The organism is Nostoc linckia z4 (assembly GCF_002608075.1).
Classification (GTDB): domain Bacteria; phylum Cyanobacteriota; class Cyanobacteriia; order Cyanobacteriales; family Nostocaceae; genus Nostoc; species Nostoc linckia.
Window position 1 is genome coordinate 26477 of sequence record NZ_LAHA01000017.1, and the last position, 14593, is coordinate 41069.

Consider the following 14593-nt stretch of genomic DNA (forward strand, 5'->3'; position numbering starts at 1 on the left):
ATCGATAGCCGATAATTTAGTACATTTTTGCTAAATAGGCGATCGCTATTATTTGCGTACATGGAAATTAAAGGATCAAAACGCAATTAACCGCGTCTGTACAGCCAGAGAATCAGCCTTTTCAAAATGTAAGGAATTTTTCAAAAGTTAAATACTTTGCTTGAGGTAGTTGACAATTTGCGATCAATTGTCAACAGTTAACATTAGCAACAGAATATTTTTGATTTGCAAGTCTGTTCTAGTATTTCAAATACTCATTGAAAAATCACAAAGATTTATTAAGTAATTTTAACTTATACCAAATTATCTTGAAAAATTATGCTGTTTAGTGCTTATTACCTTCACCTATCCACCAACAAAAAATCTTTGCTAGTTATACATAACAGAGATTCAATAGCTATGATGAGCTAAGTGGTATGGCAGATACATAAACGTTAATATAGGACTCGTATTTGATTTTTGTGAAGCTAGGGTACACTTTTATTTTTTTAACTCTTTCTTGTTCCCCCAACTTTGTCTCTATAAGTAGTTCTCGGAATCAAACTGGATTGCTGTTGGTCAGTGTTGACGGTTCACAGTTAACAGTTAACAGTCAACCTTTAACGGGAATAATTTATTTTTTGGAGTTTCCTAGCATCTTAGTTAACGGTCTTTATCAACTGCTTACACTGGCATGGATAAAAATTAATTAGTTAGATCCACTTTTTATTCCCTAATGTCTATTTTGATAAGCATTACTTTAAAGCATTGTCACTAGTGGTAGATCCAGTTTTCTTCGTCGGCTAAAAGGTCAGGGGAAAAGGGGAAAGATTTTTAATAGCTTTCTCTTTCACCTTTTTGCTTTCCCCAATCCTCACAGCCCATTTTGAACTTGGCACACTAGTGGTCTGGCAACCCAAAAATGCGCTTCTTTCGGGCTGGGGAATGGGAAAAGGGTAAAGGGTAAGGGATTTAAAACCTTTTCCCTTTAGCCTTTCAAGAGCCAAGTCACGAAAGCGAACTACTAGGTAAACAAATTCTGCAAGAATCACATTTAAGGATAAGGCTATGGCAACCGAACAGTTGACAACAGACAGCGATAATCTCGATTTAAATCAGCTACTCAGAACGCTGACAGCTGTCAAGCACGGCGACTTCTCGGCACGGATGCCCATAGATCGTACTGGTGTAGCTGGGAAAATAGCTGATACCCTCAATGATATAATCGACCAAAATCAGCGGATGGCGACGGAGTTACAGCGAATTGGTAATGTCGTCGGCAAAGAAGGGAAAATTAGCGATCGCGCTTCTTTAGGAGATGTTCGCGGTTCTTGGTCAGATTGTGTCAATTCTGTCAACACTTTAATTAAAGATTTAGTCCAACCCACGGCAGAAACAACCCGTGTGATTCGGGCTGTGGCTAATGGTGACTTATCCCAAACCATCGCTACGGAAATTGATGGCAGACCCTTACAAGGGGAGTTTCTCCAAACTGCCAATATTGTCAACACAATGGTAAACCGTCTTGGTTCCTTTGCTAGCGAGGTCACCAGAGTTGCTCGTGAGGTGGGCACTGAAGGTAAACTGGGCGTCCAAGCCCAAGTGCGGGGTGTGGCTGGTACTTGGAAGGATTTGACTGACAATGTGAACTTAATGGCAGGAAATCTCACCGGACAGGTACGTAATATCGCGGAAGTTGCCACTGCCATTGCCAACGGTGACCTCTCCAAAAAAATCACCGTGGATGTTAAAGGCGAGATTCTGGAGTTGAAAAACACCGTTAACACAATGGTGGATCAATTAAATTCCTTTGCATCAGAAGTTACCAGAGTGGCGCGGGAAGTGGGAACCGAAGGTAAATTGGGGGTGCAGGCTGAAGTCAAAGGAGTGGCGGGCACTTGGAAAGACTTAACCGACAACGTGAATTTAATGGCGGGGAATTTAACCGCCCAAGTCCGCAACATTGCCGAAGTCACCACAGCAGTGGCAAATGGCGACTTGTCTAAGAAAATTACAGTTAACGTCAAAGGCGAAATTTTGGAGTTGAAAAACACCGTTAACATCATGGTGGATCAACTCAATTCCTTTGCTTCGGAAGTTACCAGGGTGGCGCGGGAAGTGGGCGCAGAAGGCAAACTCGGCGGTCAAGCAGAAGTCCGGGGAGTAGCGGGGACTTGGAAGGACTTGACGGACAGCGTCAACTTCATGGCGGGTAGTTTAACGGCACAGGTGCGGAACATTGCCGACGTAACTACGGCGGTGGCTAATGGCGACCTTTCTAAGAAAATCACCGTTGATGTCAAAGGCGAAATTCTGGAGTTGAAAAACACCATCAATACAATGGTGGATCAACTCAATTCCTTTGCTTCGGAAGTTACCAGGGTGGCGCGGGAAGTGGGAACCGAAGGCAAACTCGGCGTGCAAGCGGAAGTGCGGGGTGTAGCTGGCACTTGGAAAGACTTAACAGATAACGTCAACTTAATGGCGGGTAACCTCACTGGACAGGTGCGAAATATTGCCGAGGTTGCCACAGCGATCGCCAGTGGTGACCTCTCGAAGAAAATCACCGTTGATGTCAGAGGTGAAATTCTGGAGTTGAAGAACACAATCAATATTATGGTGGATCAACTGAGTTCCTTTGCATCGGAAGTGACGCGGGTAGCCCGTGAGGTGGGTAGTGAAGGCAAACTCGGCGTGCAAGCAGATGTGCGGGGTGTGGCTGGCACTTGGAAGGACTTGACGGACAGCGTTAACTTCATGGCGGGTAGTTTAACGGCACAGGTGCGGAACATTGCCGATGTCACTACGGCGGTGGCTAACGGCGACCTTTCCAAGAAAATCACCGTGGATGTTAAAGGCGAAATTTTGGAGTTGAAAAACACCATCAATACAATGGTGGATCAACTGAGTTCCTTTGCTAGCGAGGTAACCAGGGTTGCCAGGGAAGTGGGAACAGAAGGGAAACTCGGCGTGCAAGCTGAAGTACGGGGTGTTGCTGGCACTTGGAAAGATTTAACGGATAACGTCAACTTAATGGCCGGGAACTTAACCGACCAAGTGCGGAACATTGCGGAAGTTGCCACTGCCATCGCCAACGGCGATTTATCCAAGAAAATTACTGTGGCTGTCAAAGGTGAAATTTTGGAGTTGAAAAACACCATCAATATTATGGTGGATCAACTCAATTCCTTTGCCAGTGAAGTAACCAGAGTGGCACGGGAAGTAGGTTCTGAAGGCAAACTCGGCGTGCAAGCAGACGTGCGTGGTGTGGCTGGCACTTGGAAAGACTTAACCGACAGCGTCAACTTCATGGCGGGAAGCTTAACGGCACAGGTGCGAAACATCGCCGCAGTAACAACCGCAGTGGCAAATGGCGACCTCTCGAAGAAAATTTCCGTTGATGTCAAAGGTGAAATTTTGGAGTTGAAAAACACTGTTAACACAATGGTGGATCAACTTAATTCCTTTGCTAGTGAGGTAACCAGAGTTGCTAGGGAAGTGGGAACCGAAGGAAAACTCGGCGTACAAGCCGAAGTCAAAGGAGTCGCCGGCACTTGGAAAGATTTAACCGACAGCGTCAACTTCATGGCGGGAAGCTTGACGGCGCAGGTGCGGAACATTGCCGAAGTGACAACGGCGGTAGCCAACGGCGACCTTTCTAAGAAAATCACCGTGGATGTGAAAGGGGAAATTCTGGAATTGAAGATTACCATCAATACAATGGTGGATCAACTCAATTCCTTTGCATCCGAAGTGACGCGGGTGGCGCGGGAGGTGGGAACCGAAGGCAAACTCGGCGTGCAAGCCTACGTCAGGGGAGTTGCCGGTACTTGGAAAGATTTAACGGACAACGTCAATTCAATGGCGGGGAACCTCACCGGACAAGTCCGCAACATCGCCGAAGTTACCAAAGCGGTGGCTAACGGCGACCTCTCGAAGAAAATCACCGTGGATGCCAAAGGCGAAATTTTAGACTTGAAGAACACCACCAATACAATGGTGGATCAATTGAGTTCCTTTGCATCGGAAGTGACGCGGGTGGCGCGGGAAGTGGGAACCGAAGGCAAATTAGGCGGACAAGCCCAAGTGCAAGGCGTTGCAGGTACTTGGAAAGATTTAACCGACAACGTAAACTCGATGGCGGGGAACTTAACGGCACAGGTGCGGGGTATTGCCAGGGTTGTCACCGCAGTGGCGAACGGCGACTTGAAACGCAAACTGATGCTAGACGCTAAAGGCGAAATTGAAACCTTGGCAGAAACCATCAACGAAATGATTGACACCCTAGCCACCTTTGCCAATCAGGTGACCACAGTGGCGCGGGAAGTGGGAATCGAAGGCAAATTAGGGGGACAAGCCAGAGTACCTGGGGCGGCTGGAACTTGGAAAGATTTGACCGATAATGTCAACGAACTGGCTGCTACACTGACAACCCAGTTGCGAGCGATCGCGGAAGTTGCTACAGCTGTAACTAAAGGTGATTTAACTCGTTCCATCGCCGTGGAAGCACTGGGAGAAGTTGCCATCCTCAAAGACAACATCAACCAGATGATTGCTAATTTGCGGGAAACAACCCAGAAAAACACCGAACAAGATTGGTTGAAAACTAACCTGGCGAAATTTACCCGGATGCTCCAAGGTCAGCGAGACTTAGAAACTGTATCCAAATTAATTCTCTCAGAACTCGCACCGTTAGTGGGAGCGCAACACGGCGTATTTTATCTCATGGAATCTCCGGAAACCACAGCTCATTTGAAACTAATTAGTAGCTACGCCTATCGCGAACGCAAACATCTAGCTAACCGCTTCTACATGGGTGAAGGTTTGGTGGGACAATGCGCCTTAGAAAAAGAGCGAATTCTCCTCACAGAAGTGCCGAGTGATTATATCAAAATTGGCTCTGGCTTAGGAGAAGCTACGCCTTTGAATGCCGTTGTTTTACCCGTACTGTTTGAAGGACAAGTAACAGCAGTCATTGAACTAGCATCCTTCCGCCGCTTTAGCGAAATCCACTTGACATTCTTCGACCAACTTACAGAAAGTATAGCGATCGTCCTGAACACCATCGCCGCTTCCATGCGAACTGAAGAATTACTCAAGCAGTCGCAATCATTGGCCGAAGAATTACAAACCCAGCAAAACGAACTGCGAGAAACCAACAAACGCCTAGAACAACAAGCCCAATCACTCAAAGCTTCGGAAGATTTACTCAGAGGACAGCAAGAGGAACTGCAACAAACCAACGCCGAATTAGAAGAAAAAGCCGAATTACTGGCTCAGCAAAAGAAAGAAGTCGAGCGTAAAAATCGCGAAATCGAAGAAGCAAGAAAATCTTTAGAAGAAAAAGCCGAACAACTGGCCCTTTCTTCCAAATATAAATCAGAATTTTTGGCTAACATGTCCCACGAATTGCGGACACCCTTGAATAGCTTGTTAATTTTAGCCAAGCTATTAACAGATAACATCGAAGGGAACCTCAGCAATAAACAAGTGGAATATAGCCAGACAATTTACTCAGCAGGTACAGATTTACTGTCATTGATTAATGACATTCTCGACCTCGCCAAAATTGAATCTGGAACCATGTCAATTGAAATGACCCAAATGCCTTTAATAGATTTGGGCGAACAAATTGAGCGCACCTTCCGCCAACTAGCCAACAACAAAGGACTGAGTTTCATCATTGAATTTATTCCTGAATTGCCCCTGAGCATTTACACAGATGTCAAACGCTTACAACAGGTATTGAAAAATCTCCTTTCCAACGCCTTTAAATTTACAGAACAAGGAGAAGTACGGTTGCAGGTTGCAGTGGTGCAGCAAGGATGGAGTTCCGACAATGAAATCTTAAATCGCGCCCACATAGTAATCGCCTTTTCAGTTAGCGATACGGGTATTGGCATTGCTCCCGAAAAACAAAAAGTTATATTCGAGGCATTCCAGCAAGCCGATGGCTCCACCAGTCGCAAATACGGCGGTACTGGCTTGGGCTTATCAATTAGCCGCGAAATCGCCCGTTTATTTGGCGGCGAAATCAAATTAGTCAGCCAACCAGGTCAAGGTAGCACCTTTACATTCTATTTACCACAAGGTGCAGGACACGGGGAAATGGGATATGGGGACACTCTGACGCGGGGACGCTCTGACGCGGGATACAGAGACACGGAGATGCGGGGACGCTCTGACGCTCTGACGCGGGATACGGAGATGCGGGGACGCTCTGACACGGAGAGAATATTTGAGCGATTTTCTGCATCTTCTTCTTTCTCCCCCTCCCCGCGTCTCCCCCTCCCCGCGTCTTCTTCACCTCTCCACTCCCCACTGATAAATGACGATCGCACCACAATTAACATCGGCGATCGCGTATTATTAATCGTCGAAGATGACCTGAACTTTGCCCGTATCCTCCTAGATATGGCACAACAGCACGGATTTAAGGTAATCACTGCCCAAACTGGCACCACAGGCTTAATGCTAGCCCAGCAATTTCTTCCTTCAGCAGTTTTACTAGACATCAGATTGCCAGAAATGGATGGATGGACAGTATTAGATCGTCTCAAACACGACCCAAATACCCGTCACATTCCCGTACACATCATGACCGTAGAGGAAGGCAGACAGCGCGGTTTGCAACTAGGAGCCATTGCATATCTGCAAAAACCCTTAACCAGTGAGACAATATCGGAAGCGTTGACCAAAATTAAAGGTTTCGTCGAACGCCAAGTCAAAAATCTTTTAGTAGTGGAAGACGACGACACCCAACGCCATAGCATCGTCGAATTAATTGGCAACAGCGACGTTGCAACCACCGCCGTGGACACAGGCGCAGCAGCCCTCGAAGCCATCCGCACCCAGCATTTTGATTGTCTCGTCCTCGATTTAGGGCTACCAGACATGACCGGGTTTGAACTCATCGAGCAAATCAAACTTTTACCCAACGGCAAATCTCTACCAATTATTGTTTACACAGGTAGAGAAATTAGCAAAGCTCAAGAAACCGAACTTAGACGCATTGCAGAGACAATCATCATCAAAGATGTGCGATCGCCCGAACGTCTTTTGGATGAAACAGCTTTATTTTTACATCGAGTCCAAGCAAATTTACCAGAACCCAAACGCCAAATCCTAGAACAACTCCATTCCAGAGACCACTTACTCGCTGGCAAAAAAGCCCTCATTGTAGACGACGATGTGCGGAATATCTTCGCCTTAACAAGTATGTTAGAGCGCTATCAAATCCAGGTACTATATGCCGAAAACGGTAGAGAAGGAATTACCTTGTTAGAAAGTACACCAGATATTGATGTGGTTTTAATGGACATAATGATGCCAGAAATGGACGGTTACGAAACCACACGTCTAATTCGTCAAAACACTCGCTTTCAATCCTTGCCGATTATTGCACTCACCGCCAAAGCCATGCAAGGCGATCGTGAAAAGTGCATCGAAGCAGGAGCATCAGACTATATCACAAAACCCGTAGATACAGAACAATTACTTTCACTCTTGCGTGTTTGGTTGTATCGGTAAAAGGGCATGGGGGAAGGGGTAAAGGGGAAGGGGTAAAGGGGAAGGGGTAAAGGGGAAGGGGTAAAGGGGAAAGGTTAAATCTATCTCTATTTACCTTGTCTCTCCCAATGCCCAATGCCCAATGCCCAATGCCCAATGCCCAATGCCCAATGCCCAATGCCCAATGCCCAAACAATACACTAAACTAATCATTTATAATGTAGTTTTGTAAAATCCTGTTCCTTAACTCTTCTATGGTTACGACACTTTCAGCAGATGTTTACGGAATGGCCACAGCACCAACTGTAGCTCCTGAACGGTCGAATCAAGTTGTCCGTAAGACTTATCCGAATTACAAAGTGATTGTATTAAACGATGATTTTAATACATTCCAACATGTAGCCGAATGTTTGATGAAATATATTCCAGGAATGAGCAGCGATCGCGCCTGGGATCTAACTAATCAGGTACACTATGAAGGTCAAGCGATCGTCTGGGTTGGCCCCCAAGAACCTGCGGAACTTTATCACCAGCAGCTGCGCCGCGCAGGTTTGACAATGGCACCCCTAGAAGCAGCTTAATCATTATGGGCAAACCCACCGCAGACCCCGACCGGACAACTTCCCAAAAAACTGCCAGATTAGTCTGGAATCACTCCACACACATTTCTGGTTTGATTCCGATTTTAGAACGTCTGTGCCAACAGGATGGCATCCAAACTGTAACACCGGGAGTCATTGGGCGGGTAAAAGGTCATTGCCCAAAAATGCAACTTCGCGTCTCAGTGCCAATTCGTGGAGGCTACAAAGTCATCGCACGCCAGGGAAAAACGGTACAAGAAGTATTTATTTTAACTACTTTGACCCAAGAACAATTAGAAGCGGCATTAGCGATCGCCATGAAATGATAATTTGGTCATTGGTCATTAGTCATTACTCATTTTTTGTCATTTCTTCCCCATCTCCCAATGCCCAATGCCCAATGCCCAATGCCCCATATCCTAATATTTATTCTTCAACACGGTGTACTGCAAATTTGTGTAGCGGCAGACTCACGATGCAAGAAAAAGTTAAGAAATATGACAAAGCAGTGGTAATTCTTAAAGTCATTAACAGTGATTCCCATTCGGGTAAAACTATTTTTTCTATGCCAAAAGCTATACAATAAACCAACCAATAAGAAAAGCTCATTCTAAACAAAATCTGCTCTGTTTGTTGAATATCACTTTTGTGCTGCTTACCATCCCACAGTAATGCAAGTCCCAGGATGCAAGCCACAAAGGAAACAGCAACTACAAATTCATGACAGAATATATTTAACGACTGCATTTTGCATTTATCCCCAGTTTTTTCATATTGAAATTCAGTCTAAAGGAATATTCCTTACAGAAATACAAAATATTCACAAACCTCAATAAAACAATGCAGTTAATGTAAAAAAATGCAACAAAATATAAATAAAATGTTGCGCGTCTCAAACAGGATATTTTTTGTGTTGACTGTTGACCGTTGACGGTTGATTGATAAATGACTATTAATGATATTAATTTTTAGAAGTAATAATACTGAGCGAGTTGCTAGAACTATCTTCCCGACCTTGTTTTGAAGCAAAACAGGAAGATTGTCTCTCATCGAATTAGTATCAGCTAAATGAAAAAATTAAAGACAAGGGAGACAAGGTAGTCATCTTTTCCCCTTGTCTCCCCCCTCTTCCTTGTCTCTCCTCATGCCCTATGCCCTATGCCCCATGCCCCATTCCCAATCTAAGAACAATTTTGTCCTAACTGTTCGCAAGCAGCAATACTCACCCAGTGACTAGAACCATCTTGCCAGTGTTCTTTTTTCCATATAGGTGCATTGTGTTTGAGGGTATCAATAGCATAGCGGCAAGCCTCAAAGGCTTCACTACGATGAGGACAACCCACTGCTACTAAAACGCTGATTTCTCCAACTCGCAAACGTCCGATACGATGATGAATTGCCACTCTATTCACATCGGACGTGGATAAACGAATATCACAAGCAATTTGATAAAATACTTGCAATGCCATAGGTTCATAAGCTTGATACTCTAGGGCAACTACAGGTTTACCATCAGTTTGATTCCGAACCATTCCACTCATCACAACTATGGCACCGTTAGCCGGATCGTCAGATTTGGTATAAACCTCTTCAAGAGACAATGGTGCAAAGCTAATGGCAAAACTATCTTCAGCTCTTGGTTTAACACGAGAGGTAAGTGTAGTTGTCATAACTGCGTCAATATTATGTGGGCTTTTTCTATTCTCGCTGAACAAAGCACTACTGGTGTATGTTTAGTTGCCCGTTATATCGGGTTAGGTTGAATACTTGTAATTAAGACTGACGCAAAAACAGGGAGAAGCGCAAAGACGGAAGGTTTTGAATTAGAGGTTATTTATAAAGTGAAAATAAAATTAATGTAGTGGCGTGACCGGGCTAAAACGTTGCAATAGATTTTATTGTGGGATGGGTATCCTCACCCGTCCGGGCGGGCAGGACGCCCATCCCACAAGAGTCAAGCTAATGCACTATTTTAGCCTTGCCACGCTACTACTTAAGATTTACTTTATAAATGGTCTAATTGTGATAAAAATAATGTCTCTAGAGATTTTGAGATGATGCACATTAATAAATAGTACAATCAGTGCCATCTACACGATCGCAATCATATCTGCCTCTAATTTGTTGATTGAAAAAGCTGCCAATTGAGTCTGAGGTATGTAAGTCTTCCCAAGTATCTTCGTCTACCCCTAAATACTGGTAAACAGCGCCATTTTGAAACTCAACTTGTAAAATCTGTTCGTCGCGATCGTAGCCTACAGCCGCCGCCATTGATGAGCTAACTGGTAACATGGCAATTGGTTCTTCTACAAAAGGTAGTTTTGTACTTTCAGCGATTACTTCGTTAAGTTCTTGCAATCCTTCATAAGCTTGTATCGGTGCTTGAATTTCTAAAAATTCTAATTCGTTACCCCGATCGAGTAACAACTGCAAATATCCGTCAGAGTGAGCGATCGCTACTAAACTACTCAAATCTACCTTAGATAGCCTCATTAATTTTGCTCTCCTGTTGGCGTAGTCGCGAGTGTCAAATTTTTATACAACACTAGAATCATTTATAGTATTTTTGTACTATAAAATTACTTAGTTGTCAAGTTTTTTCACACTCTCAGGACTAACTTAATTTCGTTGACAGTTGACTGTAAACCGTCAACTGTCAACGGCAGAAGTGGCTTATATATTAAAAAATTATACTTTATTGATGATTAAATCATAGTTTTTTATTAAAAAATCAACTAATCCAAAACATGGTTAACCTGAGATTATCTCAATATTAAGGACTAATATTATTGTCAAAAATATTCATATTTCATAAACAAGGCCAAAAATTTCTTACATCTCACTCATGAAAATAAGGAGATTCTATTGGTTAAAAAAATAGAGCCGCAAAGTTTCCAGAGCAAGCGACTAGGCACGTACTTGATTGAAGCTGAACTAATTACTCCAGAACAATTAAACACAGCACTCAAAACACAACAATTGAGTGGTGAGCAGTTAGGAAAAATTCTGGCAACGCATGGTTTTGTTAAGCAGCAAACAATTGAATACTTGATGTCAAACATTGTATTGCCAGAACGAAATAAAATCTTAAAAAATCAGTCCTACTCAAACAATCGCAAGAGCGATCATCTATCTATAGTTGAGTCAGGTAATTCTATAAAACCAGAAAATGCGATGGTAGGGTGGCAATCAGCACATCACTTACAAATATATCTTTCTGCTAATAAGACCTTCAAATTTCTGTTGGTAGTTGTATTATTATTTGCTGTTGTCAGTCTTATTGCTAATTATAATGTCTATTACCTACCTGATTTTCTGGGAAGGGATCTTTTGAGAATTCTATTCGACCTCAACAGCGAGGATAATATTCCTACAATTTACTCTGGAACGGCTTTACTTTTTTGTTCTATTCTGACGGAAATCGTCTTTCAAGCTCAGAAATCAGCTAAGAATAAAGATTCATGGGCGTGGAGAGGGTTATCAATAGTTTTTGCTGGTTTGTCTTTAGACGAATTAATCGGTCTTCATGAAAGACTCACTAAACCATTGGGAGAAATGTTTAATACTGGTGGTTTTCTTTACTACGCTTGGGTGATTGGGGGTGCTGTCTTCGTATTTGTATTTTTGCTCGTGTTTGGGCGATTTATCATTCATCTTCCTAGAAAGACACGACGCTTATTTTTAATTGCTGGGACAGTCTATGTAAGTGGTGCAATTGGTACTGAATTGATAGGGGGATACTATCATTATTACTATACCTCAAACAGTATGCTTTATTCCTCAATTACTACTGTAGAAGAGGTGCTAGAGATGCTGGGCGTAATTATTTTTATCTATGCATTGTTATCATACATAAATTCCAATATGAAAGGTATAGATATAGGAATCCATCTGAATGATGGTAAGAAACAAAACCATAGGAATTAGTTCAATTAACGCTCTACTCCGTTAGAAGCTGCGAAATTCACAAGCATGGTGCTGATGTACCAAAAATTGTGATGTTGCAAAGACAAATTCAAATAAACTCTGGCTGCTCAATTCAGATACAGGATTGTTTGTCATTGCAGACATGGAATGATATTATATTTGGCTGAAAACTTACCATTTAGGGGTTAGGGGGAAGAAAAAGGGGTTATAAAAACGGATTTGGGAGTTTGAGAAAATCAGGATTAGCCCCAGGGCAACTATCTCTCAGTGCGTTAAGCGTTGTCATAACGCGCCCTACTGGACTGACACAGCTAATTTACTGCATTAGCTGTGTTAGTCCACTACCAATACGGTTCAGATAAGCAGTATGAACTTCCCTTGTAGTTTGGGAAAAAGTTAAGGGCTGAGGGGTAAACAATGTATTTGAAACCTTTCCCCTTTACCCTTTCCCCTTTACCCTTCTCTTTCCCCTTTCCCCTTTCCCCTTTACCCTTTCCCCTTTCCCCTTTAACCGAACCGTATTGAGTCCACTACAACCTAAGCTTTACTTGATAAATCATTTCTAATACCGTTTCTTTGTAAAGCTGCATATATTTACCCCCTAGCTGTCGTACACCACTATGTTTTCTTTGTAATCACATTTGACGTTTAATCAGGTTGAAATATTTAGTAAAGCCCCAGGACTGGGAATTCATTCCTGGGGCAGTTATACCTGACCACCTTTACCTTTTTAATGTAAAAATCTTGTGGTTATAAAAGTTTGAAAAGACATATCTATCCGTATTTTGTCTAAATAAAATTAAACTTAAATTGATATTTGATGTTATTATTATCCATTTTTAAAAAACTAACAATTTTTCTTTTGATATCATTACAAAAGCGAATCATGGTATTTTTAAACTCAAAGATACAATTCAAGTAATTATGTCTATTATTTTCAAGTGAGGCACTTGATTTTTAGAAGACGATCGTTAAAAATAAAAATATCATGATTCATACATGATTGTAGCCGAAAAAAGTGACAGAAGCCCTTACTAAAGTCCGTGAATGCGGACTTTTTTTTGTATTTATATCTGATTCATCTCAATCATTTTCGTGCCTACAGGTTGTATAAATGCGTATTTAAGAGTTATTTAACTAAATTTTTTTGATGAATGATACAGAAAAATAAATTGATTAGTCTTTTATTTTCAATATTTTAAGTCTATATATTTTATTGTTTGCAAATAAATGATGCTATGAAGTGGGACTAGGATTTTTATATCTCAATACGCTTGGTGTTAAGGCTAAAACTCTTGGTCAAATTCAATTTTTTTAACGTAGACGCGTAGCGGCTTGCCGCAGGCTACCGCCAAGGACGCATTCGCGCAGCGTCTCGTCAGAGAAGGACGCAAAGAGAAGAAAGAAAGAAAGAAAGAAAGAAAGGCTTAACTGAACTGTATTGTTTTATATCTAAGTTTTATGACCACTGTGAAAAATCTTTTTTCTGAAAATGCTATATGTTAAAAACTCCTCACCCTATAAATAAAAACATAATTAAACATAACTATAAGAATTACGTCTAAATATCTCACATTAGACAATTTTGTGAAAATATTATTTGCTTTTTTCAAAGAAAAAGGGGGAAGGGGGAAGGGGGAAAGGGGAAGGGGGAAAGGGGAAGGGGGAAAGGGGAAGGGGAAAGGTTTCAAACACATCGTTTACCCCTCAGCCCTTAAGCTTTTCCCAGACCACAACGGAAGTTCATACTGCTTATCCGAACCGTATTGCTCGTACTCGCCCTTCATTTGCTTCCACTGAGAAACTTTCTTACCCAAACAGTATTAATGCATATTTTAAGAAATATAACGTTATGTTAAAATTATTAACGGGTCAGGAGCCGATGGAAACACGCATCTGGCAAAAGGCCGATTTATTCAACATTCCCACAGAACTTACAAAATGATTTTATCGATTCGTCCCGATCTAACTTCTGCCGATCAGAGACTGTCATCTTTAGTGGTTGAAGAACAGCAGACTGTGACAGAAGCCGAAATGATGCAGGCTGTACGTACTTTGTTGATTGGATTAGGAGAAGATCCAGACCGCGAAGGACTCAAAGATACTCCAAAAAGACTGATGAAAGCTTTGCAGTTTCTGACAAAAGGATACCATGAGTCTTTGGATGAACTGCTAAATGGAGCAGTTTTTACAGAAGATGCTCATGAAATGGTTTTAGTTCGGGACATCGATATTTTCAGTTCCTGCGAACATCATATCTTGCCGATTATTGGCCGTGCCCATGTTGCTTACATTCCCAATGGTAAAGTTATAGGTCTATCAAAGATTGCCCGTATTTGCGAGATGTATGCACGACGTTTACAAGTGCAAGAACGTCTAACAGCGCAAATTGCTGATGCATTGCAAGGATTACTCAAACCCCAAGGGGTTGCAGTGGTGATAGAAGCAACCCATATGTGTATGGTAATGCGCGGTGTGCAAAAACCTGGTTCTTGGACTGTTACTAGTGCAATGCGTGGTGTTTTTGCTGAGGATGAGCGGACTCGTCAGGAGTTTATGAATCTGGTACGGCACAATTCTAATTTTGGTTAGATATG

8 protein-coding genes are annotated in these 14593 nt (G+C 42.4%); 5 read left to right on the top strand and 3 right to left on the bottom strand.

Going from position 1 to position 14593, the window contains the following annotated elements; genetic code table 11:
* Nucleotides 1-1047 precede the first annotated feature (1047 nt).
* The 3 genes from VF06_RS15710 to VF06_RS15725 all read left to right on the top strand — a co-directional run bounded on the left by VF06_RS15710 (nucleotide 1048) and on the right by VF06_RS15725 (nucleotide 8395).
* On the top strand, nucleotides 1048-7509 hold the full coding sequence (locus VF06_RS15710) for a HAMP domain-containing protein (RefSeq protein ID WP_099070550.1): 6462 nt from the start codon (nucleotides 1048-1050) through the stop codon (nucleotides 7507-7509).
* Nucleotides 7510-7742: 233 nt separating this feature from the next.
* Nucleotides 7743-8069 carry an ATP-dependent Clp protease adapter ClpS gene (gene clpS, locus VF06_RS15720; protein ID WP_099070552.1) on the top strand — a complete coding sequence of 109 codons (327 nt, stop codon included), beginning with the start codon at nucleotides 7743-7745 and terminating at the stop codon, nucleotides 8067-8069.
* 5 nt (nucleotides 8070-8074) lie between these two features.
* A complete protein-coding gene (locus VF06_RS15725) occupies nucleotides 8075-8395 on the top strand; it encodes a DUF2103 domain-containing protein (RefSeq protein ID WP_099070553.1) in 321 nt (106 codons plus the stop codon).
* A gap of 100 nt (nucleotides 8396-8495) precedes the next feature.
* Here VF06_RS15725 and VF06_RS42060 read toward each other — a convergent pair whose 3' ends face one another.
* The 3 genes from VF06_RS42060 to VF06_RS15740 all read right to left on the bottom strand — a co-directional run bounded on the left by VF06_RS42060 (nucleotide 8496) and on the right by VF06_RS15740 (nucleotide 10562).
* Nucleotides 8496-8816 (bottom strand): hypothetical protein, encoded by a 321-nt coding sequence (locus VF06_RS42060; protein WP_099070554.1) that lies wholly within the window; start codon nucleotides 8814-8816, stop codon nucleotides 8496-8498.
* Nucleotides 8817-9250: 434 nt separating this feature from the next.
* Nucleotides 9251-9739, bottom strand: a complete 489-nt coding sequence (locus tag VF06_RS15735) for a molybdenum cofactor biosynthesis protein MoaE (protein ID WP_099070555.1) — start codon at nucleotides 9737-9739, stop codon at nucleotides 9251-9253.
* Between the two features lie 394 nt (nucleotides 9740-10133).
* Nucleotides 10134-10562, bottom strand: coding sequence for a KTSC domain-containing protein (locus VF06_RS15740; protein ID WP_099070556.1), 429 nt, complete (start codon nucleotides 10560-10562; stop codon nucleotides 10134-10136).
* A gap of 372 nt (nucleotides 10563-10934) precedes the next feature.
* On the opposite strand from VF06_RS15740, the gene VF06_RS15745 reads away from it, so the two are divergent.
* Together VF06_RS15745 and folE are read left to right on the top strand one after the other, a co-directional pair.
* A complete protein-coding gene (locus VF06_RS15745) occupies nucleotides 10935-11996 on the top strand; it encodes a DUF8692 domain-containing protein (protein ID WP_099070557.1) in 1062 nt (353 codons plus the stop codon).
* A 1941-nt stretch (nucleotides 11997-13937) separates the two neighbouring features.
* Nucleotides 13938-14588 (top strand): GTP cyclohydrolase I FolE, encoded by a 651-nt coding sequence (gene folE / locus VF06_RS15755; RefSeq protein WP_099070435.1) that lies wholly within the window; start codon nucleotides 13938-13940, stop codon nucleotides 14586-14588.
* Nucleotides 14589-14593 lie beyond the last annotated feature (5 nt).

What these genes read in the sequence shown, in the direction of transcription:
- VF06_RS15710 (WP_099070550.1), top strand. Translation starts at nt 1,048, where the DNA reads ATGGCAACCGAACAGTTGACAACAGACAGCGATAATCTCGATTTAAAT.
- clpS (WP_099070552.1), top strand. Translation starts at nt 7,743, where the DNA reads ATGGTTACGACACTTTCAGCAGATGTTTACGGAATGGCCACAGCACCA.
- VF06_RS15725 (WP_099070553.1), top strand. Translation starts at nt 8,075, where the DNA reads ATGGGCAAACCCACCGCAGACCCCGACCGGACAACTTCCCAAAAAACT.
- VF06_RS42060 (WP_099070554.1), bottom strand. Translation starts at nt 8,816, where the DNA reads ATGCAGTCGTTAAATATATTCTGTCATGAATTTGTAGTTGCTGTTTCC.
- VF06_RS15735 (WP_099070555.1), bottom strand. Translation starts at nt 9,739, where the DNA reads ATGACAACTACACTTACCTCTCGTGTTAAACCAAGAGCTGAAGATAGT.
- VF06_RS15740 (WP_099070556.1), bottom strand. Translation starts at nt 10,562, where the DNA reads ATGAGGCTATCTAAGGTAGATTTGAGTAGTTTAGTAGCGATCGCTCAC.
- folE (WP_099070435.1), top strand. Translation starts at nt 13,938, where the DNA reads ATGATTTTATCGATTCGTCCCGATCTAACTTCTGCCGATCAGAGACTG.